Raw genomic sequence first — 26,381 nt, 5'->3', positions numbered from 1 at the left:
TTTGGCTCCCCCCTTATTCACCCGAACTCAACTTAATTGAAATCTTATGGAAGTTTATGAAATATGAATGGATAGAGATAGAGGCTTATCGGGACTGGAAAAGTTTAGTAAAGTATGTCAAAAATGTGCTAAAAAAAGTCGGGACCGAATATGTAATTAATTTTGCTTAAGCACTTATAGCCATAGGTCAAAGACCTTGGGGGAGTGGCGTGAAGAATTTGTCTCAATCGGTTCGGCGTCAAAGCGATCGCATTGATGTTGAGTTAAGAATGAATGCTACTAGACAACTTATTCCACAATTGGCGCTATATACAACTAGGCTAAGTTACCAGTTTCTATTAGCTATTTTGCATAAATTGTCAAGAAAAAAGTGATAAGTTTTATAACTACATCGTGCGAGCTTGATTGGGGCAAAAATTTTGTGAGTTCTTTAGAGGTATGTTATTGTAAACGATTAATAAATCCAACTTTCCTTGGAGCAGCAGTTCATCCTAAGAGATTTTCCGGTCAAATCAAGTCGAGCGACTTTGAGCCGTCTTAGCAACTCTTAGTTGAGCTGTATAGACAGCTATTGTTAAAGGATGTTAAAGGAAGCTTCCTCCAAGCATTTACCCCAAGAAAATCTGCTCAAGGGTTCACCCCTTTTTTTGAGAAAGGAGTTTTCTGATGCCTAAACAAATGTCCTGGTTGCCTAAGTCTGCGACGGATGATGAGAAGATTTTGTATTTGCAAAATCAACCCAATGAACCCTGGCGACCTTACACAGCCTTTCCGCAATACGCTGTACCCGACTACCGCGAACCAGGAATTTCTAGGGGTTGGGCAACTTACCAAAAGTTAATCCGGACAGGCTGGACTTTGGTTCCTAGTGAGAAGGCGCAGGAATTTTCTATTATAAATTCAGAGCAAAGCTGATAAAAAATACCCAGCAAGCAAAGAAAATTAACAATATCAAGTGTAGAAATGCCTGCTACCCATAAGTCTCTGGAGACCGTTTTTGCTAATGCAGCGTTGATTGATATCTAAAACATTTCTTAGCTCCCAATCCTAGATAAATTGAGAACTAAGAAAAAGTTGCACAGGGCGTTAATTCCTGAATTGTTTTAATTGTTTGCGGAGTAGGGCGATTTCGGTACTGTTACCGCTTTCTTCGCCCATTTTAAATAATTGAAATTTCTTTTGAGCCAACTCGGCTGCGGTTTGAATGAAAGCGCGTTGTTGTTTGGGTGCTACGCGCAACCGCGCGAGGGTGTTGGAACGCCTGTTACAGAGTGCTTCGTAGTCAGCAGATGAAATTACAGTTGGAACTTCGTCGCTAAGGTATGTTTTGAGCATTTTGCGATCGCGATCGGCAGCGACAAACCCTAAAACAATCATTAAAGCTGCCAGGAACCCGTAATTCCACAAAGCGATCGCTAGGGTCGCACCACCGCTAGCTTTTGCTAAAATCAGTGCGCCATTGTGGATTAAATGGGCACTCATCGCCGCAATCAACCCGCCAGAGATTAGCAGTATTTTCGTAAACAGGTTATGCCGATGGCGTGCCAAACCAAACCCGATGCCGGTGAGGGCTGTCCAAAAGCCGTGCATGAAGCCCAAGACAATGACACGTAGCAGCAGCAGCTGTCCCCATTCTTCCCACGTCTTTGTACCCTGCAAGTAGAGGATATTTTCTACATAGGCAAATCCGAAACCCGCCATCGCCCCATAGACAATCCCATCTACCCAGCCATCAAATTCTCTGCGATACCACAGGTAAATAATTGCTACAGCAGCGCCTTTGAGGATTTCTTCGGTGACGGGTGCATTGACAGCCGTGGTGATGAATTGACCCCCAAGACTTTCTGCACCAAATATCAGTTGGATGGGTACGTTTAGAATTAATTGCACAATGATGCCACCCACCACTGCTGGCAGCGCCCCCCACAAAAATGCCGCAATCAGATAGCGTGTCGGTTCTTTCTCAAACCGATCGATGCTAATCACGATGCGGATGTAAATAAATGTAGGAATCGCTATTAGAATGGCTGTGATTAAGAATCTATCCATAGGGAGAGCTTTAATTTATTCGTTTATAACTTATTGCTCAGTCACTTGTCTGGTGCTGTTACCCAAAAGTAATCAGCGATCGCTTTATCAGTTTGTGCAGGCTCTTCTACCGTAGGATTGAGTAAAATCGAGCGTTGGACTATTTTATTGCCCAAGCGTCGAGCAACACGGCTGGGAATTCCATAGCCGTAGACTATATGAGCTTGTCCAGCCAGCACGACGACTTGATAATCTGGATGGGTTTTTAGAAACTGCGCGATCGCATCTGCCATTGTTTCATCCCACAGCACTTGGGCAGTGAAAAATCGCTCGAAGTTGGCGCTGGAACCATGACCCGCGACTTGATGTTGTTGAAAAGCCTGTTGTACCATTTGGCGATATTCAGGATTATCGGTACGGATTTCAGCAGGTGGTGGAATATAGCGCCGTTCCGCTGCTGTCAGGCTTTCTAATCCTTTTCGGGCAACTTTGCGGGTGACTTCGCTGGGAGTATTCAAGGCTAAGACAGGCAGTTTCTTTTCCTTAGCAAAACCCAAAATTGGGGCGTAATATTCCCAAGAAAAACCCCAGCGTTTTTTATATTCACTTTGTTCGATTAGCTGAGTTTCTGTTATCTTCCCCGCCAGATAGCGATCGAGTACGCCTTGATAGGGACGCTGGAACATCTCCATTGCAATGGCAATTTTCCGATTTCGCCGATAGAGTTCCTGAATTATGTCCAGTTGAGCTTGGTGATCTTCAGGGCTATCGTGACTTTCCCCTAAATAAATGACGTTTACCTTTGCAAGTTGTTGCAAAACTTCGGGTGCAGTATAGCTTTGCTGCGTTTGAGGGCTGGAGATTGTTTGGGAATAAGCAGGCAAGGCACAGAGGAGGAAAATCAACAGCGACCAAGCGCAGAATTGGGTGAATGAGTATTTTTTCATAAAGATATTGTGGCAGGAGAGCATCCCAATCGGCTTGCTTATTTCCAGCTACACGGAAAACCCGTTCTCTTGGGGAAAACGGGTTTCTTGACGTTCAGTTTTTGCAACGATTGATTTAAACCCCTTCAACTTCCGCTACCATCAACAGCGTCTTCAGTACAGAATCTGGGTTTAAACTGATCGAATCAATCCCCAGTTCTACCAAGAATCGAGCAAATTCCGGGTAGTCGCTGGGCGCTTGACCGCAGATACCAATTTTGCGATTAGTTTTCTTAGCGGCAGCGATCGCCATCTTCACCATCCGCTTCACTGCTTCGTTACGTTCGTCAAAAATATGCGCCACTAACGCAGAATCCCGATCTAAACCTAACGTTAGCTGCGTTAAGTCGTTAGAACCGATGGAGAAACCATCAAAAACTTCGGCAAATTCTTCAGCCATAATTACGTTACTGGGCAACTCGCACATCACGTAAACTTGCAACCCGTTTTTACCTTGTTCCAAGCCATGCTTCGCCATCTCTGCTAACACCTTGCGCCCTTCTTCGGGAGTGCGGCAGAAAGGAATCATCGGGATAACATTTGTTAAACCCATTTCATCTCGCACCCGCTTCAAGGCTTGGCACTCTAAAGCAAAAGCATCGCGATAGTTTTCATCATAGTAACGAGACGCCCCTCGCCAGCTAAGCATTGGGTTTTCTTCTTTGGGTTCAAATTGCCTGCCTCCCAAAAGATTGGCGTATTCATTACTCTTGAAATCGCTCATCCGCACGACCACTGGATTGGGATAAAAAGCAGCGGCAATCCTTGCGGATCCTTGAGCTAACTTATCCACAAAATATTGAGGTTTGTGCTCATAAGCTACCGTCATTTCCGCAATTTTTTCTTTAGCTTCTACATCCTCCAATTTGTCGTAAGAAATCAAAGCTAAAGGATGGGCTTTGATGTGATTAGCAATGATGAATTCCAGCCTAGCTAATCCTACCCCATCATTAGGAATCGCTGAGAGGCTAAATGCTTCTTCAGGATTGCCTACATTCATCATAATTTTAGTGCGAGTGCGGGGTAGGTTCTCCAGCGGAATTTCTTGAACTTCGTAGGGTAATAATCCGGAATAAACCCGTCCTTCTTCTCCCTCAGAACAAGAAACCGTAATTTCTTGACCTGTTTTTAAAATATCTGTACCATTTCCGCAACCCACAATGGCTGGAATTCCCATTTCTCTGGCAATAATTGCCGCGTGACAGGTACGCCCCCCTTTATTCGTAATAATCGCGCTAGCTTTTTTCATGATTGGTTCCCAATCAGGGTCAGTTTTATCAGTGACTAAAACTTCCCCGGCTTGGAACAAATCAATTTTGTTCGCATCGAGAATTACCCTGGCTTTGCCCTGCCCGATTGCCTCTCCAACGCTACGCCCTGTTAGTAAAGGTACCGCCTGCTGCCCTCCTACCAGATGATAGCTACGCAGAACTGTTTTACTCTTTTGCGATTGCACTGTTTCTGGGCGAGCTTGGACGATGAAAAGCTCATTAGTAACGCCATCTTTTGCCCACTCAATATCCATCGGCATATCCTTGCCGTGGACATCGCTGTAATGATTTTCAATCAAGCAAGCCCACTCGGCGAGTTGCAAAATTTCGTCATCGTTGAGGGCGAATTTCCGTTGATCGCTTAAGGGCACTCGCTCATTCTTAGTGATTTTACAGCCCCCCTGATCGCACACTAATTTGAATTCTTTGCTGCCCAGTCGTTTGTCAATAATTGGGCGGAATCCATCTTTTAAGGTGGGCTTGAAAACCAGATATTCATCGGGGTTGACTGCCCCTTGAACTACATTTTCCCCTAATCCGTAAGCGGCTGTAATTAAGGCGGCATTTTTAAAGCCGGTTTCGGTATCAATCGAGAACATGACACCAGAGGAGGCTAAATCCGAACGTACCATTTTTTGCACCCCGACGGAAAGCGCAACATCAAAATGGTCGAAGTTCTTGATGTGGCGGTAAGAAATCGCACGGTCGGTAAATAGGGAGGCAAAGCATCGATGACAAGCTGCCAAAACTCCTGGAGCGGTTTGAACGTTTAGGAAGGTTTCTTGTTGACCGGCAAAACTAGCATCGGGCAAATCTTCAGCAGTGGCAGAGGAGCGAACAGCTACATCCATGTCAGAGCCATAAAGCTTGCACATCTGTTGGTAAGCTGCGGTAATTGCTGTCCGTAGTTCCTCAGGGAAAGGCGTATGCATTAACAATGCTCGTGCCTTTTTTCCGCGTTCCCGCAGGTTGTCGAGGTCTTCAACATCCAAGTCAGAAAAGAGCGATCGCAGCTTGTCTTCTAATCCCGCTGATTGAATGAAATAGCGGTAGGCATACGCCGTTGTGGCAAACCCGTTGGGAACATTGACTCCCTGGCGGGTTAACTGCTGAATCATTTCCCCTAAGGAAGCATTTTTTCCGCCTACCAAAGGGACATCGATAATTCCAACTTCATCGAACCAGAGAATTAGCGATCGCTCTTTGGATAAGTGCAATGACCTTTCTGCCGCTGCTGTAACCATAGCTTTTTCTCCTTTTGTAGCTTTAGTCTAGCGATGGCGAGGCTGAGAATGGGTAAATTAGATCACTTCTTCATTAATTTTGTAATTTCTTTGGGATCACTGCGAAATCAGCCGGTTTTGGTTATAATTTCCAGAGATTAAAGCTGCCAATTAGCAAAGATGCCCTCGATAAAGGGGCACAATAAAGCTTAAAGAATTCAGGATAAATACTGAGGGATCGAGAATAAAGGTAAACAGAGTTTATGACTTTCGCCTTTTCTGCTCAAACTTTTTTACTGTTTAATTAATTATTCCGATTTCCAGCCAAGTCCTTGTAGGCTGAGAATTGTTCTCTTGATTCCTTACCGAGGTACAAGGCAAAACGATAAAAGCCTCCCTATCTTCTTGCACGCACAACAAAATAGCAGACCAAATGGAAAAAATTTCCCCATCTCTGTGAAGTTCGGGGGGCAAAGGAGGAGCTGTTGTAGAGCAATCAAAAAGGGTAGGCGATCGCGTTTGCGATCGGAGATTGGGAATGTTACAAGCGAGCATGCCCTGTATTGCTGAGATACGCCCCCACGTTTCTAGCGTGGGGCTACATAAACGAAGTTTGCCGGGAGCAGGCTAAAATTCTTAGTCTGTTCCCGGCAGCCGTTATCCTCGCAAGCCTCCACCCTTCAGGGTGTAGGCGCATGATGCATTGGGATGCTCCCAGTTAGCAGTTCCCTATCACCCAAGTACCACGTTTCCAATCTCCAGGCACTTGTCTCAAACTTTATATCTCAACCGGGTTACTTTCCATTTGACGATGGCTTGATTGAACAGCGATCAAACCATTCCTGGTAAGTTGCCTGATGTTCTGCGTCTTCTAGAATGATTTCCACTCGGACTTTGGCACACCCATGCCCACGCTGATGCGCGATCGCATCTAAAATTCGACTTGCTGTTCTCGGTGAATCAAACTCACCTCTAACTGTTGGCTGAGTATCTAAACTTGTAGTTTTAGCGTCGATACTTGTAGATTTAGCGCCGATAGCTGCTTCAATCAGCTCAAGACCAGGAATTTCTCCTTGTCCTAAATCAATTTCTGCAAGCTGTTTGTGTTCGGGGCTGACTTGTTCAACAATTAGAATTTCGCGGCGGACTGGCACCTCTACCATGCGCGTTTCGATTTCTTTGCGAACGATAACTTCACCGACTTTATGTTTGTTGCTGTCAATGACTAATCGTTCTTCTAACAACCGGAAGATTTCTTCCTCGACAACTTCTGACTCTGTACTAAAAGTATTAGAAGCATCCTCTGGCATACTATTTCGCTCCAGTTCTTCTGGGTGATTATTTAAGTCATCTGGCGTTGCCATGACAGAGGCAGTCGAGGCATCTGTTACTTCCCATTCAGCTTTTTTTGAGATTGGTGAAGTTTCTAAAGGCTCTACATCCGTTGTTTTTTCTAAGGGTACATATTCAGGCAAATACTGGGTTTCCGCTTTGCTAATGTCTACAAACAGAGTTTTTGTAGACGAGTCCACCTGCTGGATATGCTTGCTTCGGATGAGAAATAATGGGGCATTTTGATTTAGCCCTTCTTGAGATATCACTAAGTTTAGCTGACGGTCTGAATCGAGATTTACATCCTTCACCTTTCCTAACAGCAAGTTTTCCCGATCTCTGACTGCAAAAGATTTAAGTTTACTTTGCAATTTATTTAGCAAGACATTAATTCTGACATCGTTTCGCCTTGCTCCTTGCCCTTGTGCTAGCATTTGATGGTTCATTTTAAAAACTTCCTAAACGATCTTGAAGCAAAATTCGATTTTTTCTTCCATTTATGAACGGGTGTTTATGTTTATATAGATAACAAGCAAGTCCTCATCCCAGTTTGAAGTTTAGATTTTGGATTAGGCATGGGGAAAGGGGATCTTTACCAGTAGCATATTCGCTTTGTTAGTAACGAATTTTCGGTTGAGTTGTGTGACTAATCGTTACCCAACCGACAAAAGACAATGGTAATACAATCCCATATCCGCCATTTCAAAATTTGCAGCCCTTTTCCTAAACTCAAAAGTTTCTAGCAAGACTTGACGAATAAACACCCGATAATGCTTAAGCGTTTTATTGAAAATTAGGTGGTTGTATAGTTGGCATCCATCCAACAGCGAGGTAGGCTTTCCCCAGAAGGAAAAATTAATTCTTTCTTCTCAAAAGAAGCTTTTTCCTGTTCCTCCTGCCCTGCTTGATCTCGCCCAGAAATTGCATCATTATTAGGGTTGAACAGCTCCTCAATATCGAGAACTTCTATCAAATCGCCGGTTTGTTTGTTTTTGAGAAACATGAAGACTTTCTAAATTAGGTTATCAAGTGCAAGTTAGTGGTAGGAAAACCCTACCTCTAAAGGTGCAGGCAGAGCTAATAATTCGCCCTGCCTGCATGGTTTTTACTCGCTTAAATCATCGGTGACTTAATCGCTCGTTGGAGGGCTTCTTAAATCCGATCGGAAGGTAAGTTAGTAGGGCGGTTAATAGTAGCTTGCCCGTCCGTATTCACATCTAACTCTTCACGACGAATCGTTTCTTCTGCGTCAACTGTTTCGTGGTCTACAACTTTCTTAACTCTGACTTCCTCACGCACAAAAGCTTCTTTGTGAATGTCAGGAGTTTCTTCGTAGATTTCCACGCGGGCAACTTCCCCTTCGCGGAAATCAGCTTCGCCAGGAGTTACGGCTGTTCCAGCATCTGCTGGAGTAACTCGCTCAATCACCACTCGCTCTTTTTCAACTGGTACTGACACTCGTGCAGTTTCGGTTTCAATGTGCTTACCAACCGTAACTTCCCCGGTTTTAACGCGAGTTTTGTTAGCAATCAACCGCTCTTGGTACAGTCTGAGAGTTTGATGATCCCGATCGTTCAGTCCGTACAAATTCGGCTCTTGCTGATAGTTGTAGGTACTCCGATCGTAAGCGTCAATGTTAGGCGTAGCCGCTGCATAGGAGGTATCAACAACAGGTGCTGCATCAACGTTAGCAGAGGTAGCAGAGGCTCCAGTAGAGGGAGTGCGATAAACGCCTCTTACCCGTTCTTCATAGTCGTAATCAGTCCTGGTAGCTTCGTTGAACTCTGGTAAAGCTTCTGCTTGCTCTCTGGTCATGCCAATTGCGTAAACCCGATCCGTGTTGTAATCGATTCGCGAACGACCAATTGGTAGTAAAACTTTTTTGCCAAAAATCCAAAAGCCTAGGTCAACAACTAAATACCGAAAATGACCTTCTTCATCAACTAGAACATCGCTAACAGTTCCAATTTTATCGTCGGTACTACTTTCTGAATAGACCCCCATTCCATGAAGGTCATCTCCTTCAAACGTCTCGCTGTAGTTTGGATCAAAGTCAGTGAGTTTTAAAAGAGGCATGATTTTGTTTCCTCAAAATTATTTCTATATTTGCGATTTTATTAATTTTATTAAGTGTTTCCATCTCCCTAGCGACTGAATTAACTCGCGTTAAGTAACTCCTGCAAAAATTAAATCAAAGGATTTCAATATTTAAACTTGAGTTATTGAAAATGTAACTTGGTGGTTGAGCTTGAGTTTTTTAGGCAGTAACTGATAGCTAGAAATATTAAGAAATATTAATTAAGAGCAAGTTAAGATAAACAAATGCGTATTCCTAAGGGCTGAAAAACAAGTAAGAATTAAATCAGAAATAGCTAATAGTATCCAAGAAGTTCAAAAATTAATCTGCCTAACGGTAGAAAATGAGGATGTATAATCAGTCGTGGTTCAAGCAGGTGCAAAAGCACCGTGCGATCGCAGTCATTCGCGCACCGCAGATGGAGCTGGGTCGCCAAATGGCTCATGCGGTTGCGTCTGGGGGAATGCAGTTGATTGAAATTACTTGGAATAGCGACAACCCAGCAGAATTGATTGGTGATTTGCGATCGCAATTACCCGCGTGTACGATTGGCACGGGCACTGTATTAAATCGGGAACAGCTTAAAGACGCGATCGCTGCCGGTGCCCAGTTCGTCTTTACTCCCCACGTTGACCCAATCTTAATTCAGACAGCAATGGATAGCGGCGTGCCGATGGTGCCGGGGGCGCTGTCTCCAACGGAAATTGTCACCGCGTGGCAAGCCGGTGCCAGTTGTGTCAAAGTGTTCCCCGTCCAAGCGGTAGGCGGTGCCAGCTACATCAAAAGTCTGCAAGGGCCATTAGGACATATTCCCTTAATTCCGACTGGGGGGGTCACGGTAGAAAATGCTAAAGCCTTTCTCGCGGCTGGAGCGATCGCGGTCGGACTTTCCGGCAGTTTATTTCCCCAAAACTGGGAAGCCAATGCCTCGTCCTCTGGATGGGAGGCGATCGCCAAACGCGCTCAAACTCTGATGCAATTAGTGAATGAATCCACCAGCTGAGTTACGATTGAGCTAATAAAAGACCGACATTAGTTGCTCCTAGCAGCTAATCAGAGCTTTTCGCTGAATTTTTCTAACCGATCCACCGAGTGAGATGATTTGCCATGAAAAGCATCATTTCTGCTAATTTGCTGCATCGCCCAGTTGCATTTTTTGCTGGGGCGGTGGTGGCGCTTACGGCTTTGGATGCTGCTTTCGCACCCGCGATCGCTCAAACAAAGCAGCCGATTGTGGCTGCAAAAATGCAGGAGTTGCAACAATCCGATCAACGCTGGATTCAGATTGACCTATCTAAGCAACGATTGGTTGCTTGGGAAGGTGGAAAACCCGTCTATGCAGTAGTGGTTTCCACTGGCAAACGTTCAACCCCCACTCGCACCGGCACGTTTGCGATTAAATCTAAACATCGGTCTGCCAGGATGCGCGGGGCTGATTATGATGTTCCGAATGTTCCTTACACGATGTATTACCACGGTGGTTATGCCATCCACGGTGCTTATTGGCATCGCCGGTTTGGAACTCCCGTTAGCCACGGTTGCATCAATGTAGCCGTTAATCATTCTAAATGGCTATTTAACTGGGCTGCGGTGGGGACGCCCGTCGTTGTCCATAAGTAAGAAGGAAAGTAAATAAAAATAAATAGTTTTTTTGGCTCTAGAACCCTCTTTTATGGAAAAATCTGGAATGGATTCCCAAAATCTATCTAAAGATGGTTTTAGCTAACTATCAGATAGGGAAACCTAACCTTAGCTACTTTCCTAGACCCGAAAGTGAGGTGTGTCATTAAAAGCCAAATTTGCTTTGCTTGGTTACGTCGTTCTGGAACCTTCTGGGCAAGTATTGCCCTGATCTTTGCGACTTTGTTTTCTTGGTCAACGCCCGCTCTGTCAGCATCAAAGTCAGTCAGGGCAAGGGAGACAGCCGAACAGCCATCGACGAGAAGATCAGTGCGATCGCGCAGAGCCATGCGGAAGCGCATCCGAGTTCGGAGAACAGCCGCCAGCAACAGAGTTCGCCGTAGAAGAATCGCTAGCAACAGGGTTCGTCGCACAAGAATTGCCAGTAACAGGGTTCGTCGCACAAGAGTCGCTAGCAACAAGATTCGCGCTCGGCGATCGCAACGGCGCTGGATTGAAGTAAACCTTTCAAAGCAACGGTTAATTGCCTGGGAAGGTGGAAGACGGGTTTATTCTGTCCGAATTTCCAGTGGTAAGCGCTCCACCCCCACTCGCGTCGGGACTTTCAGGATTCAATCAAAGCACCGCACGGCTCGGATGCGAGGCAGAGACTACAACGTTCCCAATGTGCCCTACACGATGTACTACTCCGGCGGCTATGCCATTCATGGAGCGTACTGGCATAACCGCTTTGGTACCCCAGTCAGCCACGGCTGTGTCAATGTGCCAGTCGCTCAAGCTCGCAAGTTGTACAGCTTCGCCTCACATGGCACAAAGGTGGTTGTCCGTCGTTAAGGGGTAACGGGTAATATCAAATGCGTCATCAAAGAACCCCCGCCCCCTATCCCCAGAGGGGACCCCGAGTCCCCCAACCCCTCCCCGCAAGCAGGGAGGGGAGCCGGAGCCGGAGTGGGAGCGGGAGCAAAAGGCGATCGCTCTGTTGGTGGGGTTCTTCTTAATTGCGGGTAATCAACTGGATTGGATAAGGACTGATGACCCAAACCTAGCTCAGCTCAACGACAGGCTGATTGTCTAATAAAGTTTGATTGGTCAGCAGGTCTTCAACGGTGATTCGCAGGAAGCGCTCTCGATCGACGCGAAACAGAAGTTTAATGCGATCGCTTCCTGGATACCCTGGTGGTGTCAAATTGGCAATGGTACGGGCACCCTGGCGGTCGTTGAGGGGTTGTACCGATGTCTGGTCGCTGCCCAGACGACGAGTGATTAAGCGATCGCCATCGAAATACACTTCAGTTCCACCTGTTTCAGCACCTAACTCTCCGACAATTAATTCGATGCTGGGTTGGTTTTCCACCGAAGCACCTAGAACTAATTCCACAGGTTGGCTCATCGGGTAAGCTTGACCTGAATTAATCAGTTGATGCCAGTTATGGCGGTTATTCCGGCGATCCCAGTAGCGGATGCCATAGCTGTGGTAGAGAAAATCTTGCAGTTCGACGCCTTGACTCAGTTGCAGGGCACCTTGCGCGATCGCTTCAAACGGGCGATCGCAACGAATTTTGCTAGAGTCAAAGTATTGCTGCACCCACGTCTGTACGGCGGGGATTTGTACAGTCCCGCCCACTAATAAGACAGCATCAATATCTGACACTTCGATGCCTTGCCGACGCGCTTGCTGCAACACTTGAGTCATTGACTCATCTAAGCGAGCAAAAAATTGGTGTTCTGTGAGGATGGCCTCAAAGCGATCGCGATTGAGTTCTAATTCGTAACTCTCAAAAGTTTCATCATTAAAATAAACCTCGTTCGCTTCGGTTTGCACAGATAACTGAATTTTTAACCGTTCTGCCAGTCGTGTCGTCAAAGGTGTCGGCTTCAATCCCTGAGTTTTGGCGAAATAATCAACAACCCAGTTGTCCAGATCCGAACCGCCTAAATTTTGTCCGGCTTTCGCTAATACCCGCGCAGTTTTTGCCTTCTGTCCAGACTTTTCAGCTAGCTGTTTTTTTCCCCATTTGAGAATAAAACCCAGTGGCTTCTGAGTTTCTGTCATATCCAGCCGCACCAGGGAAAGATCCAGCGTCCCGCCGCCAAAATCTACCACCAGTACCACGCCCCCATCTTTCATTCCATAGCCCAAAGCAGCGGCTGTCGGTTCATCCAACATCCGCACTTGTTCTACCGGAAGAGATTGGCATACCTGTCCCAGCCACTTTCGGTAAGCTTCAAAGCTGTCTACTGGCACCGTTAATACCAGAGACTGTCCTACATCTGGGGTAACGGTATGGAGTTTCTCAATCAGCTCGTTGAGGAACCATTGTCCGACTTGCTCAAAAGTAACGAACTGCCCATCTAATTCTGGGAGGAATCCTTGAATATCAGCCCCAATTCCTCGTTTAAAGCTGCGGAAAAAGCGGGCATCGCTAGTGAGGTCGAGACCGCGATCGCGTACAGCTTGCCCCACCACCACCGTCGAGAGTGCCGCATCCTCAACATAGAGCAAACTGGGAATTAGGGGGGGATTCTGCCCAGCGATGACCGATAACCCAGGTAGGCTCACGGTTTCTGGTTGCTGGAGGGCTGGATTCCAGCGAGCGATAACCGTATTGCTAGTTCCAAAATCAATTGCGATCGCCATTCAGCTTCACACCGACAAACCGGCATCACGTCCTCAAGGATTTTAGCAACGAATCTCCCTGTTTCCCTTCAAACTCAGTTTTCCTGCTTTTTTTGTCTGACTTAAAGGCTACTAAACCTCTATGCTGTCGAGGTTATAGCTTTTTTAGTAGTTTAATATACATTTTCTTGCCTTTTGTCGATTTCTCTGGTATTTTAACAACTCCCTCTTTGGACGCATGGCAAGTAAAAGAAACATTTTTTAACATAGAAGTGTCAAGGGGAATGTCAGGAGTTATCAAAAGTCCTCAAGCCCTTTAATCGCTAGATGACCATTCAGTATTTTTAGAAAAAGGGCTGAAAAGATGAATAACCAGCAACCAACAGAAGCTGCTAATTTCTTAGCAAACTTCAAAATTGGTCTATGGTTCTTCGGTATTTCCTTCTGGCTATTTGGGATTACCGATAGAAGTATTGCTTCATTATCAGATGGATATCTTTCTGTCATTGACATCGCGCAACTAGGCACGGCGACGTTTTTCTTTGTAAGTTGGTTGCTTTTAAAGCCAACCTCAAGGCAAAAGCAGGTTTAAGACAGGTGGCATTCGGAGGGTTTTTCCAGAGGGTATCGAGTGCCATTGGCACTTGATGAAGTAGACGATCCCAAATGCGATCGCTTCTATACAAGCTTCCAAGCACCATTAGGAGTGCTAAAGCCAAGCATAAATCAATAGAAAAATCTCAATCTTTTGAATTATTATGTCTAGCAATATTCTTCAAAACACTGATTTTAAACTCATAAACAATAATCAATACCTAGAGATTTCTCTATTTATCACCAACTTCAAGAATGGAATTTGGGTATTTGGAATTCCCTCTTGGCTATTCGGACTCACCGATAGAACGGTTGCTTCCTTTGCTGATGGCTATTTATCAGTAATAGAAGTTATCCACTTATTTACAGCTTCTTTTTTCTTCCTAAGTTGGCTGTACTTAAGACCCGATCAAAACTTAACGGGCGATAGTTTAGGCACAATCCAAAACTACCAAGGCGATGCAAATCCTTACCAAGATGAAGGATATTTATCTACAGTTCAAGATAGAATGCTTGAATTGCAAGAGCAGCATCAGCATATGATAGGGCAGGAATATATTCTACCTTTTCCCTACGTCTGCCAAATCTATCATTTATTAAATTTAAAACATCTGGAAAGTATTCACAACTTTAGCCTGAATAATTTACGGGTTATTAATGTGAGTCATTTCCAGCCTACAGCCATCGGTGGAATGGTGAAATTTCAAACTGTTTTAGATTCTCCAATCAATCCTTTAAGAATTTGGAGACAACCAATCGTTGAAGTGGACTTAACATTGCATAGTCCCTATACGGTTGAACTCAGCATTCCGGTTTACAATGGCAAAAGGATCGTTGTAATTTTCAATGCCATTCCGCTCAGCGACACCGAACATAAGTTCCTCGTAGACATTTACAGTGACTTAGAGTGGCCCAGACCTTTATTGCAATTTATCTTGCATTTTGCCTCTTGTTTGACACTCTTTGAAGATTTGCCTTACCTACAGAAACTAGCTGAAAGAAATATACAGCGGTTGGTCAGCTTAAATAGGGTTTCAAATCATGAAACAATGTGGCTCTTTCAAAGATTTGTAGACCTCTACGGTTCGAGTATAGAATCCTCGGAAACCAAAGCAATTAAAGCGATTGATGCGTCGCAAGAAGCTACCCTTTTAAGCTAAGACAGCGGAATCTAAGGGGTGCTGGGTTTCGTTTCAAGGGTTCAGGCTACGGAATTTCGGCTAAAGATAGGTGCTATTCAGGTTCAGTTAAATGGCACTGATTTCAGTCTTAAACTAAGGCTCTAAACTAAAGTTTGGGCTGAAAGCTCGTAACCCGTCAAAACGGGTTCAACGCTCACTCAGTCAGTTTAATTTAGCTTGACATTGCTTCTGGCTGTGGAATTTATCTCCAGGCTCATGGCGGCGGTTCTATTCAGATTCAGTTTCTTGCTTGTTGCACAAAGTATCCAGCAAACGGGATCTATCTGTCTGCAAGTCAAATAAATGTAACCCAAACTTCTCTGATAGTTCCTCAGACACCTTTATTCCCCTGACGCTGCTGCCGTGCGAGTCTAGCGGGGGTGAAAAAATTGCAATGCCCATTTGCTGTGGCACAACCACAATCAGTCCGCCCGATACTCCACTTTTAGCGGGAAGACCCACTTTATACGCCCACTCTCCGGCAAAGTCATACATCCCGCAAGTGTACATGACTGTCAAAATATCTCTGATATAACGGGAATCAACCGCACGCTCCTGGGTGATCGGGTTCATGCCGTTGTTCGCGAGAGTCGCTGCCATCACTGCCAAATCGCGGCAATTCACCATCAAAGAACACTGCTGAAAGTACAAATCCAGTGCCTCGTCAATTTTGGCGTCGATCATGCCAAAATTGAGCATCAGATGCGCCATTGCTCGGTTGCGATGTCCAGTCGTTCGCTCTGACATGAACACGGACATATCAATAAAGAGATTGTGTCCCACGTAACGCTGAAACATATCCAGCATCCGGTTTAAGCGCTCAGTTGGTCCCACTCCTTTAATTAAACTGGTGGTAGCGATCGCTCCCGCATTTACCATTGGGTTATACGGTCGCTTTGAGGATTCATCCAGCTTAATAATTGAGTTAAAAGCATCGCCGGTGGGTTCCACTCCCACCCTCTTTACAACATAATCGCGCCCATGATCTTCCAGCGCCATTCCGTATACAAATGCCTTGGAAATCGACTGAAGGGTAAACAACTGTTCCCAATCGCCGATTTCATAAACTTGACCATCCACGGTGACAATGCATATCCCAAACCAATCCGGGTTTGCCTTGGCGAGTTCCGGGATATAGTTTGCCAATACACCTTCATGAATTGACTTGTACTTGAGGTGCAAGTCGTTGAGAAAGTCTTGCAGGATGGCACTTGCCATTGGTAATTGGTAATAAGGAATGGGTAATCGCTAATTGTTTCGGGTGACATTAGCGATTAGAAATTAACGTAAACTTGCCGCCGCTTGTTTGATGGGTTCAAGCAAATCTAACGGTACCTGAAGCATATTCAGCGTACTGCGATCTGGAGTTTTTGGATCGGGACTGGGACCATGATAATCGCTACCGCCTGTCATCAGTAAGCCATATTCAGCACACAACTTTTTGAGATTTTGAATTTCTTTGGCGCTGTGGTTGGGATGATAAACCTCAACGCCCATTAACCCAGCAGCAACCAATTCTTTCAGCACTTCCGCAACATTACCGCCTCGGAACAGGTAGGGATGCGCCCACACAGGCACGGCACCGCAAGAACGTAACATGGCAATCCCTTCAACAATCGAGAATTTCTCGTAATGCACATAAGCCGGTTTATCATCACCCAGCAGGCGATCAAAAGCTTCCCGCGATGACTGAAAATAACCGGCTTTCACGAGGGCAGTCGCAATATGAGGACGGCCTGGTGCCATGCCTACACCGAATTCAGGTAACTGAACCGGGTAGCCTAATTCTGCCAGTTTAGCGATCATTTGTTGCGATCGCCGTTTCCGCCCTTCTAGGCGATCGCCCAAAGGTTCCCGCAGCTTCTGTTCATCCGGGTAAAAGCCCAAAATATGTAAGGAACAATTGTTGTGAACGGTGCTGAGTTCCAATCCGGGGACAATTTCCAGGTTATGCAGTTTGGCAGCAGCAAACGCCTCATCCCAGCCATTCATCGTATCGTGATCGGTGATGGCAAGGGCGCGGACTCCGGCACTCATCGCCGCGTTAACGAGTTCGCTGGGTGTGAGGGTGCCGTCTGAATATGTGGTGTGGCAGTGTAGTTCTAGCATTCTTTAATTGTCGCTTGATTCACGCTCAGTAAGATTGTGGCGGACTAAACTCGACGAAAGATGTCTTGGCAAAACTCTAGCGCTGCTTTCAAGTCGCTGGTTTGCTGAGGATACGCAACTTCTGGACGAGTAATAACCACTAAGGGAATGCCTAACTCTGCGGCAACTTTGCGCTTGATATCTTCTCCCCCAGCCGTTCCCGATGCTTTCGTAACCACCAGGGAAATGTCCCACTGACGCCAAAGTGCCGTTTCCAATTCAGTAGAGATGGGGGGGCGAATCGCAATCAGTTTATCGGGTGCAAACCCTGATTGTAAAGCTGCTTCCAGCGCTGTTACGGAAGGAAGAATTCGAGCAAATAAAGTAGACTTTTCTTGCCAAGGACGGAACCGGGACAAGCTTCGATAACCAATTGTCAGTAGCACCCGTTGCCCTTGTAGGTAGTCTCCAGATAAAAGCGTGTCGAAACTATCTAGCTCTATTACCAGCTGCTTCTGTAAGCTTGCATCAATAACCGGACGCTCGTAGCGGAGATAGGGAATTTGTTGCTTTTGTGCAGTTGCGATCGCTATCTTGGAAATCTCCGCCGCATAGGGATGAGACGCATCCAAAATCGCCACAATTCCCTGCTCTTTTAAAAACCAATCCAACTGCGCTGCATCCAGATAGCCCACCCAAATTTGCAAGGAGGGTATTGATGGATACAGCGTTCTAGCGGCTTCTGTAGTGACAGTAACAATGCAGGGTAGATGGAAACGAGCGATCGCTTTTGCTAACTCAGCACTCTCCTGAGTGCCCCCAATTAGCCACAGGCGTTGCTCAAAGGATGAAGAATTCATTGTTTCTGATTCATCCCTCACCCTTCATCCTTCCTCTATCCCTTGAGTGCTTTTCTAAAGTTCTGACGATAGGATTTATTGCCAATTATCAAAGCAGGCCATAAGAGAGCCAGAACGAGCCGACCTTGGCTGAAATTCGTTCGGCGAAACCCCTTCCAGAATCTCCATCCGCCGTATCCATAAGCCCCAAGAAATAATAAGCCTAATAACGTACCCATTCAAACAATCCTCATTAACCCATTAAAACTGACTGCATTTTTGTCGCCACCAGCAACTGTTAATCTTTCCAACACTATTTGAGACATCCACCTTGGGCAGTTCCAGAAGATTAGAACATTCTGCTTCATCTCTCAAGTGTAAGCTAGACTACGCAATTGATTCCGGCTACACGGCAAAGTAGCATTGATTCAGTTCTAACCTATCCGAGGTTGAGTTGTAGCTGCACCCTCAAGATGTAACAAAAGCAATTTTCTAGATCGAGGAGCCAGCAGATACCAGCAATCAACGAGATAATTAGGGAGTCGCCGCTAAATTTAACATCTGCTTTAAAATGAAAGCCTCAAAGGATTTGCCCAGAGTCAAGGCTGCACTCTAATCTTATGAGGGATACCTTAAATTTCAAGGGTATAGGAGACTAAAAGACAAGACTTAGGTCAACTTAAATCATCAAGGTCACGCCCGTACCATAACAAAGAATCAGGAGGACTTATGCGAGCAGTGCTGATGGCTGGCGGTTCGGGAACGCGGCTGAGACCGCTGACGTGCGATCTTCCCAAACCGATGGTGCCGATTCTGAATCGACCGATTGCAGAACACATTATCAATCTGCTCAAGCGGCATCAGATTACAGAGGTTATTGCCACTCTGCACTATCTCCCTGATGTCATGCGAGACTACTTCCAGGACGGCAGCGACTTTGGAGTGCAGATCACCTATGCGATTGAAGAAGACCAGCCTTTAGGTACGGCTGGTTGCGTCAAGAACATTGCTGAGTTACTAGATGAAACCTTTTTAGTCATTAGCGGCGACAGCATTACTGATTTTGATTTAACCCAAGCAATTGAATTTCACAAAAAACAGAAGTCGAAAGCAACCCTGATTTTAACCCAAGTTCCCAACCCGATTGAATTTGGTGTGGTAATTACAGATGAAAAACAGAGAATTCGTCGGTTTTTAGAAAAGCCTTCTTCTAGCGAAATTTTCTCCGATACTGTCAACACCGGCACCTACATTCTGGAACCAGAAGTCCTGCAATACCTCCCCAGCAATCAGGAGTCTGACTTCTCGAAAGACTTATTCCCATTGCTATTGGAACAAGACGAGCCGATGTACGGCTACGTTGCCCAAGGATATTGGTGCGATGTAGGTCATTTAGATGCTTACCGAGAGTCTCAATATGATGGCTTACATCAAAAAGTTAAATTAGACTTTGCTTACGAGCAAGTGTCTCCCGGACTGTGGATAGGTCAGAACACCCATATCGACCCATCAGCCAAAATTGAAGCGCCTGCACTGATCGGGAATAACTGCCGGATTGGGGCACGAGTGCATATCGAGCCAGGAACCTCAATTGGCGACAATGTAACGATTGGAGCTGACGCAAACTTGAAGCGTCCGATTGTTTGGAATGGAGCGATTATTGGCGAGGAAGCGCATCTGCGGGCTTGCGTGATTGGTCGCGGCACTAGAGTCGATAGGCGATCGCACGTTTTGGAAGGAGCCGTCGTGGGTTCGCTCTCTACCGTTGGGGAAGAAGCGCAAGTTTCGCCCCAGGTGCGTGTTTGGCCTAGCAAACAAATTGAATCGGGCGCGACATTAAACATTAACTTGATTTGGGGTCACACGGCTCATCGCAATTTGTTTGGGCAACGCGGTGTGAGTGGGTTAGCGAATATCGACATCACTCCAGAATTTGCTGTCAAACTGGGTGCAGCTTACGGTTCCACATTAAAGCCCGGTTCCCAGATCACCATCTCCCGCGACCAGCGGAATATTTCCCGCATGGTCAGTCGCGCTTTGATTGCTGGTTTGATGTCGGTGGGCATCCACGTCCAAAACCTGGAAGCAACTGCAATCCCAATTTCCCGCACGGTTATTCCCACTTACTCGGTGGCGGGGGGTATCCATGTGCGGGTGCATCCAGATCGACCCGACCACATTTTGATCGAATTTTTCGATCGTAAGGGCATCAATATCTCGAAATCCCAAGAGAAAAAAATTGAGGGAGCTTATTTTAAGGAAGACTTGCGGCGAGTCCAGATTCAAGAAACTGGAAATGTCGCCTACCCCAGCCAGGTGCTAGATGTTTACAGCACGGCGTTTGAGAACCATCTAAATACGGGGGCAATTCGTAATTCAGGCTCGAAGGTAGTCATTGACTACGTTTATGCAGTTTCAGGAGCCATCCTGCCGCAACTGTTGGCAAAATTTGGCTGCGATGCTGTGGTACTGAATGCCAGCTTGAATCAAACGGGACTGGCTGCGGCAGAACGAGAAGCGTTGCTTAATCAGCTGGGTCATGTGGTAGAAGCGCTAAAAGCAAATTTTGGCGTCCAGGTATCAGCAAACGGAGAACAGTTAATTTTGGTGGATGAATCGGGTACGCCGATTCGCGGTGAAATGTTGACAGCGCTGATGGTTAACATGATTCTCACCGCTCATCCCAGAGGAACGGTGGTGGTGCCGGTGCATAGCAGCAGTGCGGTAGAACAGATTGCTCGTCGCCACGATGCTAAGGTGATTCGCACGAAGGCAAATCCCACGGCGTTGATGGAAGCGTCTCAAGCGAATCCGAATGTAGTACTGGGTGGCAGTGGGGAAATGGGCTTTATTTTTCCACAGCTGCATCCGGGGTTTGATGCCATGTTCTGCATTGCCAAGATGATGGAGATGCTAACGATGCAAGAGCGAAATCTGGCGGCGATCCGCGCCGATCTCCCCCGGGTTTACCACAAGAGTTACACGGTGCGCTGCCCCTGGACGGCAAAAGGAGCCTTGATGCGCCATTTAGTAGAAACCCACCCAGCCGAACATCTGGAATTAGTGGATGGAGTGAAGATTTGCAACTACCAGGATGATAGCTGGGTGCTAGTGTTGCCCGATGCGGGTGAGCCGCTGGTGCATATCTTCGCCAATAGTAATGACCGGGATTGGGTTGATGAAACCTTACGGGAGTATCGCGGTCGGGTTCAATCGTTTGTTGACCAAGAGGAAGGTGTGGAGGAAGTTAAATTGCAATTGGTGTAGGGTGTTAGGTAATCGGTAATCGGTGAAGAGCGATCGCTCCTTCATCCTTGGTTATTCGCTGATGACGAATGACGAATTGCGAATAACCAATTACCCGTTACCATACCCACTTTTGGGTGTTCTTTGGTACATTTGTTCTATTATGAATGAGGCCGCTCGGTTCAGCGCGAGGATCTTGGAGTTATGAACAGCTGCATTTTAATGGCGGAGATTATCAGGGAACCGCAACTTCGTTACACGCCGGATACCCAAACGGCGGTTACGGAGATGATGGTACAGTTTCCTGGACTGCGGGCGGAAGACCCCCCGGCAACGGTGAAGGTCGTCGGCTGGGGCAATTTAGCGCAAGAAATTCAGGGAAGTTTCAAGAAGGGCGATCGCGTCATCCTTGAAGGTCGCCTGACGATGAACACCATTGACCGGCAAGAAGGTTTTAAAGAAAAACGCGCCGAGTTGACGGTTTCCCGGATTCACAAAGTGGCAATCGATACAGATTTTGACACTTCGGTAGCCGAATCGGCTCCTCCCAGCAATGTCGTTCCAATGGGGTCGCGTCGTCCTAGCTCCGCACCCGCTGATGACAGCGATGGGGGAATGTCTGGAGACTTCCCAACAGAGGAAACACCGCCCAGTCGCGTTCCCACACGAACGGGCAGCCGTTCTACCCCACCGCCTCAAGGAGATATCGACGACATCCCCTTTTAGCCGTCATGGGTCATGAGTCATTAGTCTTTGGCAACATATTCATGGCTAAGGGCTAATCACTCGTAACTAATCGCTATTTGTGAAGATAATCGCCCAAAAAATCGAAGGAATCTTCGTCATCCCAACAAGGTTCAGGCCACAACCAGATGAGGTTGTGGTTAATATCTGCTTCGATTTCCTCACTGTCATCTCGTTCAAATAGCACTGCCAGGGCTGTCACGTCTCGCTCTCGCAAAGGCATGAGCGATGCGCCTTGAGTGCCTAAGTCATAGCTTTTCTTGGTTGAAAGGCCGTAGGATATCAGAGCGTTTTCCCCAGCCACATAGCGCGCGGAAGGCTCGCTCTCAAGCTTTGACCTACAGAGGGCGAGTTCTAGGGGGAAGGTGGTGCTGTCGTTGCTAGATGAAGGGATAAGCATGGGTGCATACCGTAACAGCGTGGCAGCAGCTATATAAGCGAAGCGATCGTGCAGAAAACCTAGAGCAGTTTTTCAATTCTGCGTAGATTCTGCGTAGAAGTGCTTCGCCTTCGCCTTTCCCGGCGGCAGAACGTTTTGCTTTCCAGCCTTGTTTCGCTTGCCGTTCCGGTTGCCAGCGATCTTTTTGGTCCGTCGCAGTAAATGCACAACCCCTTACACCACAAAAGAGCGTAAGACCCCTTAATCAAGATAATTACTTCCTGGGTAGGAAGTTGTATTCTAACTTTCTGCTCTGCAACTGTCTATCTATCAATTTATGTAGGCACAAATTATTTAGGCACAAAGTAGTGCCACTTCTACAAGGCAAACTAATCTTTACAAAAATTTACAACTAAGCCCTAATTATGAGGCGAACTCTGAGGAAGTGAAGTAATTTTGTTTAAGTAGCTCTGTTCACTCCTCCTCAAAAAATAGCCTGTGTTTCAACTTTTATACGTTCTGGTTCATGCAATCCAGCCAGTTTTAGTACCTCTATGCTTTTTGTGTGCGTGGATGTTGCTCCTTTTGATTGGCTGGAGTTTATTTAGTACGATCTCCGCGAGTTTTACCAAAGCGAAGCAAATGCACAGCGTACCCTGTACCAATTGCCGATATTTTACCGGCGATTACCGGCTCAAGTGTACCGTGCAACCCAGTATTGCCCAGACTGAAGAAGCGATTAACTGCTCTGACTATCGTCCAATTCCGGGTTTTTCGTTCCATTCTCAAGACACAATTTGACACTGCTCGGCGTAAACGCGCGAGATTCTTTCTTCAACCAGTCGATTTGCTCGTTGATGTCACCACCCGCGAGTAGAGATCAGTCTGTCCGAAAGCGTTAATTCCGGCGTGCCCCGCCGTATTTAAATCAATACCTGTTTGCCTTAAAGCTTTAGCCAAAATGTTTAGTGCGGCGTTGTGGTCGCGGTCTAATACAGTTCCACAGCCACATACATGAGTCCTGACTGATAGCGACTTCTTAACTGTCGCACCGCAGTTAGAACAATCTTGGGATGTATATTGAGGAGCAACAGCAACTACTGTTTTTCCGTACACCTTCCCTAAATACTGCAACCATTGGGCGAACTGTGACCAAGCTGCATCACTAATGCTTTTGGCAAGCTTGTGGTTTTTCACCATATTCTTCACCTGCAAGTCTTCGTAGGCTACGAAATCGCTAGATTTCACCACGCACAACGCCGTTTTTACGGCGAAGTCTTTACGCTGTCTACTGACTTTTAGGTGTTTTCTTCCTAGCCGATTAATGGCTTTCCGGCGGTTGGCTGATCCTTTCTTTTTCTTAGAAACTCTTCGTTGCAAGCGCTTCAGGGCTTTCTCGCTTTTTTGAAGATGGCGAGGGTTTGGAACAGTTTCTCCTGTGCTGTCGGTGTAGAAATGGGCTAATCCTACATCCAGCCCAACCGTTTTGCCCGTAGGAACGATTTCTTCTACTCGTTCTACATTGATGCAGAACTGGCTGTAGTAGCCGTCAGCGCGACGGATTACCCGCACTCGCTTAATCTCTTCGGAAGCGTAGAAATATAGGTCGCGAGAGCCGACTAACTTAAACGTTCCAGCTTTAAAGCCATCCGTGAAAGTCAAGTGTCTCTTATCGGAAGAAAGCTTCCACCCGCTAGTCTTGTACTCTACAGAGCGAGTACACTTCTTGAACTGCGGGAATCCTTTCTTTCCAGGCGAGTTCGCTTTGCAATTAGCAAAGAAACGTTGAATTGCAATCAGGGCGCGTTCAGCCGAGGCTTGACGCGCCATTGAGTTAAGCTTGCCTGCCCAATCAAACTCTTTGGCTAATACAGCACATTGTTTGTAGAGGTCAGAGAGCTTAATTCCTTGATTGTCCATCCAGTACCGGAGTGCTTTGTTGCGGATAAACTGCGCGGTTCGGATCATGTCGTCAATGACCCGATACTGCTCATGTCTACCTTTTAACTTGAACTCTAATACAATCATGGGAATATCCTACTGTGTTTATAGCAACTTATTGCTATAAACACAGAAAAATCGCCCTAGAAGGACGGGGCTTTAAACCCGTAATTTTTGGGTAAGATTACTGCGGGTGTTTTTTTACTCTCTGAATCGAGAATGCTAATTCAAAAGCTCCATGACTGCGAAGAATTTATTGCCGGTGATGCCACTCAGTTGAGGGAGTTATTGCATCCAGATAAACAGCCGGTAGAATTGCGTTACAGCTTGGCTCACGCGATTCTGCCGGTGGGACAAACTTCGACGCCGCACTCGCTAACAACTTCCGAGGTTTACTACATCCTTAGCGGTGCTGGTGAGATGCACATTGATGATGAAACCCAGTTGGTAGAACCTGGAGATGCGGTGTATATTCCGCCGAATGCCAAGCAATTTATTCACAGTTGCGGAACTGAACCGTTGGTGTTTATCTGCATTGTCGATCCGGCGTGGCGTAAGGAAGACGAAACAATTTACGACGCTTGAGTACACAAACCACAAACGCAGGCAAAATTTATAATTTGCCTGCTACAGACATTTTGTTGCAAGCGATCGCATTACTTTTGAATTGCTTCCTTGTTTGGAAATGCTGGATTCATTAAATTTAAATCTTTAAAACAACAACAGCACTCCAACCAGACTCGCTAAGTGATTTCCTCTTATGGGCAATTCGACGTGGAGTTGAACTAACTTACAAAGTTTAGTTGCATCGCTCCCTAGTCACTAGCTTAGGAAATATCAGCCTTCTGGATGAGTGCTGCTGTTGTTGGATGAGACAGATGTTAAATGAAACAGCGTTTTTACCTCTCAAGTCGTATGTGAACCGCGCTGTAGAATCTGTCAGGGAAGCTTTTTAGCTTCATATTTTTACTTTAGCAGGCATCTCCAGAAGCACCAGTAAATGAAACCAAAATTCATGTTGTTGGAGAGAGCTACTATTCAGATTATGAAACAAAGTTAAGTGGGAATCGCGGGTATGAAGGATACGAGCGTCGCATCCACGAAACCCATACAAGTCCGTAGCAGAGAATCCTAGGGCGATAGGAACCTTCGGAACGTGGATTAAGTAGGGGCATGGCACAGAAAAAGCCCCTACCCAAAAAAATCGGAGGTTAATCAATCCACCGTTAACCGCTCATTACGAATCTTCAATCGAGGTTGGCTAAGTTCACCTTGGCTTCTGGAGCCTGGTAGATACCACCAGAAACTTGTAACTTCTGTAAAAACTCTTGCGTTAACTTAAGGAATGCTTTAGAGCCAGATGAATTGGGGTTGTTGAGACTCACCGGGGTAAAACTATCAACTGCCTTAGAGACATTTACATCCATTGGAATGCGGGTTTTGAAAATTTGAGCCGGGGTAAAATCTTCAGTAACTCGCTGCATCACTTGCTGGTAATATCTTCCACTCAGAATGTTCCCTGACATAATAAAGACAATTCCCATCAGGCGGAGATTGAGTAAGCCATCCAAATTATGACTTTCTTTGAGCTTATTAATCCGTCTTTCTAGCAGTTGAATTCCTACAACGGATAAAGGTTCTGGTCTAGCTGGCAGCAAGTAGAAATTACTAGCGACAATCCCACTACGAGTCAAAAGATTGTAGCCAGGAGCGCAGTCCAGAATAATGAAGTCGTAATCTTTAATTATCGGCTGTAAAATCCCTCTGACTAATTGCTTTTCAAACTCATTCCAAACTTGAATGAAGTTACTATTGCCATCCCTTAGCGCTCTTTCATGGAGCATCTCAGACACTAAAAATTCATCGTAGAGATCGATATCCCCCGGCAATAAATCCAGCCCTTTAACCGTACAAACGTAAGGCTGAATAATATCTTGGATTGAAAGATTGGTTGGAAGATCGGGTTTAACTGCTTTATAGACCAGCTGTCTCAACGTGCGTTTCTCTTTCCGGCTCTTTCCAAAGTCCTGTGGGGACATCAGGCTGAGCGTAGCACTGATTTGCGTGTCTAAATCGACGACTAGAACCCGTTTCCCATGATGTTTGGCTAAACAAGTCGCCAAGTTGACACTGAGAGTCGTCTTACCGACGCCGCCTTTCATGTTTACCGTTGCAATTACATATCCCATTTGTT

General features: G+C 46.0%; 24 protein-coding genes. 11 read left to right on the top strand and 13 right to left on the bottom strand.

Going from position 1 to position 26,381, the window contains the following annotated elements:
* Positions 1-170: transposase (locus tag H6F52_RS00960; RefSeq protein WP_190531097.1), on the top strand; the 170-nt coding region annotated here is incomplete at its 5' end.
* A 496-nt stretch (positions 171-666) separates the two neighbouring features.
* Complete coding sequence (locus tag H6F52_RS00955) at positions 667-915, top strand: hypothetical protein (protein WP_190412071.1); 249 nt, start codon at positions 667-669, stop codon at positions 913-915.
* A gap of 171 nt (positions 916-1,086) precedes the next feature.
* Here H6F52_RS00955 and H6F52_RS00950 read toward each other — a convergent pair whose 3' ends face one another.
* The 6 genes from H6F52_RS00950 to H6F52_RS00925 all read right to left on the bottom strand — a co-directional run bounded on the left by H6F52_RS00950 (position 1,087) and on the right by H6F52_RS00925 (position 8,916).
* Positions 1,087-2,049: a PrsW family intramembrane metalloprotease gene (locus H6F52_RS00950; RefSeq protein ID WP_190531312.1), complete on the bottom strand. Its 963-nt coding sequence runs from the start codon at positions 2,047-2,049 to the stop codon at positions 1,087-1,089.
* Between the two features lie 41 nt (positions 2,050-2,090).
* Positions 2,091-2,975, bottom strand: a complete 885-nt coding sequence (locus H6F52_RS00945) for a ChaN family lipoprotein (protein WP_190531310.1) — start codon at positions 2,973-2,975, stop codon at positions 2,091-2,093.
* 115 nt (positions 2,976-3,090) lie between these two features.
* Complete coding sequence (gene ppsA, locus H6F52_RS00940; RefSeq protein WP_190430212.1) at positions 3,091-5,529, bottom strand: phosphoenolpyruvate synthase; 2,439 nt, start codon at positions 5,527-5,529, stop codon at positions 3,091-3,093.
* A gap of 773 nt (positions 5,530-6,302) precedes the next feature.
* Entirely contained in the window at positions 6,303-7,286 is a 984-nt protein-coding gene (locus tag H6F52_RS25560) for a DUF2382 domain-containing protein (RefSeq protein ID WP_190430211.1), read from the bottom strand.
* A 347-nt stretch (positions 7,287-7,633) separates the two neighbouring features.
* Entirely contained in the window at positions 7,634-7,843 is a 210-nt protein-coding gene (locus H6F52_RS00930; RefSeq protein WP_190412075.1) for an acetyltransferase, read from the bottom strand.
* 149 nt (positions 7,844-7,992) lie between these two features.
* A complete protein-coding gene (locus H6F52_RS00925) occupies positions 7,993-8,916 on the bottom strand; it encodes a DUF2382 domain-containing protein (RefSeq protein WP_190430210.1) in 924 nt (307 codons plus the stop codon).
* Positions 8,917-9,266: 350 nt separating this feature from the next.
* Between H6F52_RS00925 and H6F52_RS00920 the strand changes: the two genes are divergently transcribed.
* The 3 genes from H6F52_RS00920 to H6F52_RS00910 all read left to right on the top strand — a co-directional run bounded on the left by H6F52_RS00920 (position 9,267) and on the right by H6F52_RS00910 (position 11,392).
* The gene (locus H6F52_RS00920; RefSeq protein WP_190531309.1) at positions 9,267-9,920 is read left to right on the top strand and encodes a bifunctional 4-hydroxy-2-oxoglutarate aldolase/2-dehydro-3-deoxy-phosphogluconate aldolase; all 654 of its coding nucleotides are present in this window, start codon (positions 9,267-9,269) and stop codon (positions 9,918-9,920) included.
* Positions 9,921-10,024: 104 nt separating this feature from the next.
* On the top strand, positions 10,025-10,537 hold the full coding sequence (locus tag H6F52_RS00915) for a L,D-transpeptidase (RefSeq protein ID WP_190430208.1): 513 nt from the start codon (positions 10,025-10,027) through the stop codon (positions 10,535-10,537).
* 348 nt (positions 10,538-10,885) lie between these two features.
* A complete protein-coding gene (locus H6F52_RS00910) occupies positions 10,886-11,392 on the top strand; it encodes a L,D-transpeptidase (RefSeq protein WP_190531316.1) in 507 nt (168 codons plus the stop codon).
* Between the two features lie 208 nt (positions 11,393-11,600).
* Here the strand turns inward: H6F52_RS00910 and H6F52_RS00905 are convergent, their stop codons facing one another.
* Positions 11,601-13,196, bottom strand: a complete 1,596-nt coding sequence (locus H6F52_RS00905) for an Hsp70 family protein (protein WP_190531306.1) — start codon at positions 13,194-13,196, stop codon at positions 11,601-11,603.
* A 343-nt stretch (positions 13,197-13,539) separates the two neighbouring features.
* Between H6F52_RS00905 and H6F52_RS00900 the strand changes: the two genes are divergently transcribed.
* Together H6F52_RS00900 and H6F52_RS00895 are read left to right on the top strand one after the other, a co-directional pair.
* Complete coding sequence (locus H6F52_RS00900; RefSeq protein ID WP_190412080.1) at positions 13,540-13,767, top strand: hypothetical protein; 228 nt, start codon at positions 13,540-13,542, stop codon at positions 13,765-13,767.
* Between the two features lie 166 nt (positions 13,768-13,933).
* Positions 13,934-14,929, top strand: coding sequence for a hypothetical protein (locus tag H6F52_RS00895; protein ID WP_190412081.1), 996 nt, complete (start codon positions 13,934-13,936; stop codon positions 14,927-14,929).
* Between the two features lie 249 nt (positions 14,930-15,178).
* On the opposite strand, the gene glsA is transcribed toward H6F52_RS00895, so the two are convergent.
* From glsA to H6F52_RS00880, 3 genes are all read right to left on the bottom strand, one after another.
* Positions 15,179-16,168, bottom strand: a complete 990-nt coding sequence (glsA, locus tag H6F52_RS00890; protein WP_190531304.1) for a glutaminase A — start codon at positions 16,166-16,168, stop codon at positions 15,179-15,181.
* 63 nt (positions 16,169-16,231) lie between these two features.
* Positions 16,232-17,059, bottom strand: coding sequence for a PHP domain-containing protein (locus H6F52_RS00885; protein WP_190531303.1), 828 nt, complete (start codon positions 17,057-17,059; stop codon positions 16,232-16,234).
* Positions 17,060-17,103: 44 nt separating this feature from the next.
* Positions 17,104-17,898 carry a cobalt-precorrin-6A reductase gene (locus H6F52_RS00880; protein WP_190531301.1) on the bottom strand — a complete coding sequence of 265 codons (795 nt, stop codon included), beginning with the start codon at positions 17,896-17,898 and terminating at the stop codon, positions 17,104-17,106.
* A 708-nt stretch (positions 17,899-18,606) separates the two neighbouring features.
* On the opposite strand from H6F52_RS00880, the gene H6F52_RS00875 reads away from it, so the two are divergent.
* Together H6F52_RS00875 and H6F52_RS00870 are read left to right on the top strand one after the other, a co-directional pair.
* Positions 18,607-21,144 carry a mannose-1-phosphate guanyltransferase gene (locus H6F52_RS00875; RefSeq protein ID WP_190412085.1) on the top strand — a complete coding sequence of 846 codons (2,538 nt, stop codon included), beginning with the start codon at positions 18,607-18,609 and terminating at the stop codon, positions 21,142-21,144.
* Between the two features lie 183 nt (positions 21,145-21,327).
* The gene (locus H6F52_RS00870; RefSeq protein ID WP_190438744.1) at positions 21,328-21,849 is read left to right on the top strand and encodes a single-stranded DNA-binding protein; all 522 of its coding nucleotides are present in this window, start codon (positions 21,328-21,330) and stop codon (positions 21,847-21,849) included.
* A 73-nt stretch (positions 21,850-21,922) separates the two neighbouring features.
* Here the strand turns inward: H6F52_RS00870 and H6F52_RS00865 are convergent, their stop codons facing one another.
* Positions 21,923-22,267, bottom strand: coding sequence for a hypothetical protein (locus tag H6F52_RS00865; protein ID WP_190412125.1), 345 nt, complete (start codon positions 22,265-22,267; stop codon positions 21,923-21,925).
* A 477-nt stretch (positions 22,268-22,744) separates the two neighbouring features.
* Between H6F52_RS00865 and H6F52_RS00860 the strand changes: the two genes are divergently transcribed.
* Positions 22,745-23,047 carry a hypothetical protein gene (locus tag H6F52_RS00860; RefSeq protein ID WP_190412087.1) on the top strand — a complete coding sequence of 101 codons (303 nt, stop codon included), beginning with the start codon at positions 22,745-22,747 and terminating at the stop codon, positions 23,045-23,047.
* A 33-nt stretch (positions 23,048-23,080) separates the two neighbouring features.
* On the opposite strand, the gene H6F52_RS00855 is transcribed toward H6F52_RS00860, so the two are convergent.
* Positions 23,081-24,274 carry an RNA-guided endonuclease TnpB family protein gene (locus H6F52_RS00855; protein WP_190531299.1) on the bottom strand — a complete coding sequence of 398 codons (1,194 nt, stop codon included), beginning with the start codon at positions 24,272-24,274 and terminating at the stop codon, positions 23,081-23,083.
* Between the two features lie 132 nt (positions 24,275-24,406).
* Between H6F52_RS00855 and H6F52_RS00850 the strand changes: the two genes are divergently transcribed.
* A complete protein-coding gene (locus H6F52_RS00850; protein WP_190527634.1) occupies positions 24,407-24,772 on the top strand; it encodes a cupin domain-containing protein in 366 nt (121 codons plus the stop codon).
* A 662-nt stretch (positions 24,773-25,434) separates the two neighbouring features.
* Here the strand turns inward: H6F52_RS00850 and H6F52_RS00845 are convergent.
* Positions 25,435-26,376: a ParA family protein gene (locus H6F52_RS00845; protein WP_190412090.1), complete on the bottom strand. Its 942-nt coding sequence runs from the start codon at positions 26,374-26,376 to the stop codon at positions 25,435-25,437.
* Between the last annotated feature and the right edge of the window lie 5 nt (positions 26,377-26,381).

Origin of the sequence: Coleofasciculus sp. FACHB-542 (assembly GCF_014695825.1) — a bacterium.
Taxonomy (GTDB): Bacteria; Cyanobacteriota; Cyanobacteriia; order Cyanobacteriales; family FACHB-T130; genus FACHB-T130.
This window is presented reverse-complemented; position numbering and strand designations above follow the sequence as displayed.

Bases quoted from the DNA above. Each gene is read 5' to 3' on its own strand.
- H6F52_RS00855 (WP_190531299.1), bottom strand. From the start codon at position 24,274: ATGATTGTATTAGAGTTCAAGTTAAAAGGTAGACATGAGCAGTATCGG.
- H6F52_RS00910 (WP_190531316.1), top strand. From the start codon at position 10,886: ATGCGGAAGCGCATCCGAGTTCGGAGAACAGCCGCCAGCAACAGAGTT.
- H6F52_RS00870 (WP_190438744.1), top strand. From the start codon at position 21,328: ATGAACAGCTGCATTTTAATGGCGGAGATTATCAGGGAACCGCAACTT.
- H6F52_RS00880 (WP_190531301.1), bottom strand. From the start codon at position 17,898: ATGAATTCTTCATCCTTTGAGCAACGCCTGTGGCTAATTGGGGGCACT.
- H6F52_RS00895 (WP_190412081.1), top strand. From the start codon at position 13,934: ATGTCTAGCAATATTCTTCAAAACACTGATTTTAAACTCATAAACAAT.
- ppsA (WP_190430212.1), bottom strand. From the start codon at position 5,529: ATGGTTACAGCAGCGGCAGAAAGGTCATTGCACTTATCCAAAGAGCGA.
- H6F52_RS00925 (WP_190430210.1), bottom strand. From the start codon at position 8,916: ATGCCTCTTTTAAAACTCACTGACTTTGATCCAAACTACAGCGAGACG.
- H6F52_RS00905 (WP_190531306.1), bottom strand. From the start codon at position 13,196: ATGGCGATCGCAATTGATTTTGGAACTAGCAATACGGTTATCGCTCGC.
- H6F52_RS00915 (WP_190430208.1), top strand. From the start codon at position 10,025: ATGAAAAGCATCATTTCTGCTAATTTGCTGCATCGCCCAGTTGCATTT.
- H6F52_RS00850 (WP_190527634.1), top strand. From the start codon at position 24,407: ATGCTAATTCAAAAGCTCCATGACTGCGAAGAATTTATTGCCGGTGAT.
- H6F52_RS00955 (WP_190412071.1), top strand. From the start codon at position 667: ATGCCTAAACAAATGTCCTGGTTGCCTAAGTCTGCGACGGATGATGAG.
- glsA (WP_190531304.1), bottom strand. From the start codon at position 16,168: ATGGCAAGTGCCATCCTGCAAGACTTTCTCAACGACTTGCACCTCAAG.
- H6F52_RS00875 (WP_190412085.1), top strand. From the start codon at position 18,607: ATGCGAGCAGTGCTGATGGCTGGCGGTTCGGGAACGCGGCTGAGACCG.
- H6F52_RS00920 (WP_190531309.1), top strand. From the start codon at position 9,267: ATGTATAATCAGTCGTGGTTCAAGCAGGTGCAAAAGCACCGTGCGATC.
- H6F52_RS00865 (WP_190412125.1), bottom strand. From the start codon at position 22,267: ATGCTTATCCCTTCATCTAGCAACGACAGCACCACCTTCCCCCTAGAA.
- H6F52_RS00885 (WP_190531303.1), bottom strand. From the start codon at position 17,059: ATGCTAGAACTACACTGCCACACCACATATTCAGACGGCACCCTCACA.
- H6F52_RS00945 (WP_190531310.1), bottom strand. From the start codon at position 2,975: ATGAAAAAATACTCATTCACCCAATTCTGCGCTTGGTCGCTGTTGATT.
- H6F52_RS00900 (WP_190412080.1), top strand. From the start codon at position 13,540: ATGAATAACCAGCAACCAACAGAAGCTGCTAATTTCTTAGCAAACTTC.
- H6F52_RS00950 (WP_190531312.1), bottom strand. From the start codon at position 2,049: ATGGATAGATTCTTAATCACAGCCATTCTAATAGCGATTCCTACATTT.
- H6F52_RS25560 (WP_190430211.1), bottom strand. From the start codon at position 7,286: ATGAACCATCAAATGCTAGCACAAGGGCAAGGAGCAAGGCGAAACGAT.
- H6F52_RS00845 (WP_190412090.1), bottom strand. From the start codon at position 26,376: ATGGGATATGTAATTGCAACGGTAAACATGAAAGGCGGCGTCGGTAAG.
- H6F52_RS00930 (WP_190412075.1), bottom strand. From the start codon at position 7,843: ATGTTTCTCAAAAACAAACAAACCGGCGATTTGATAGAAGTTCTCGAT.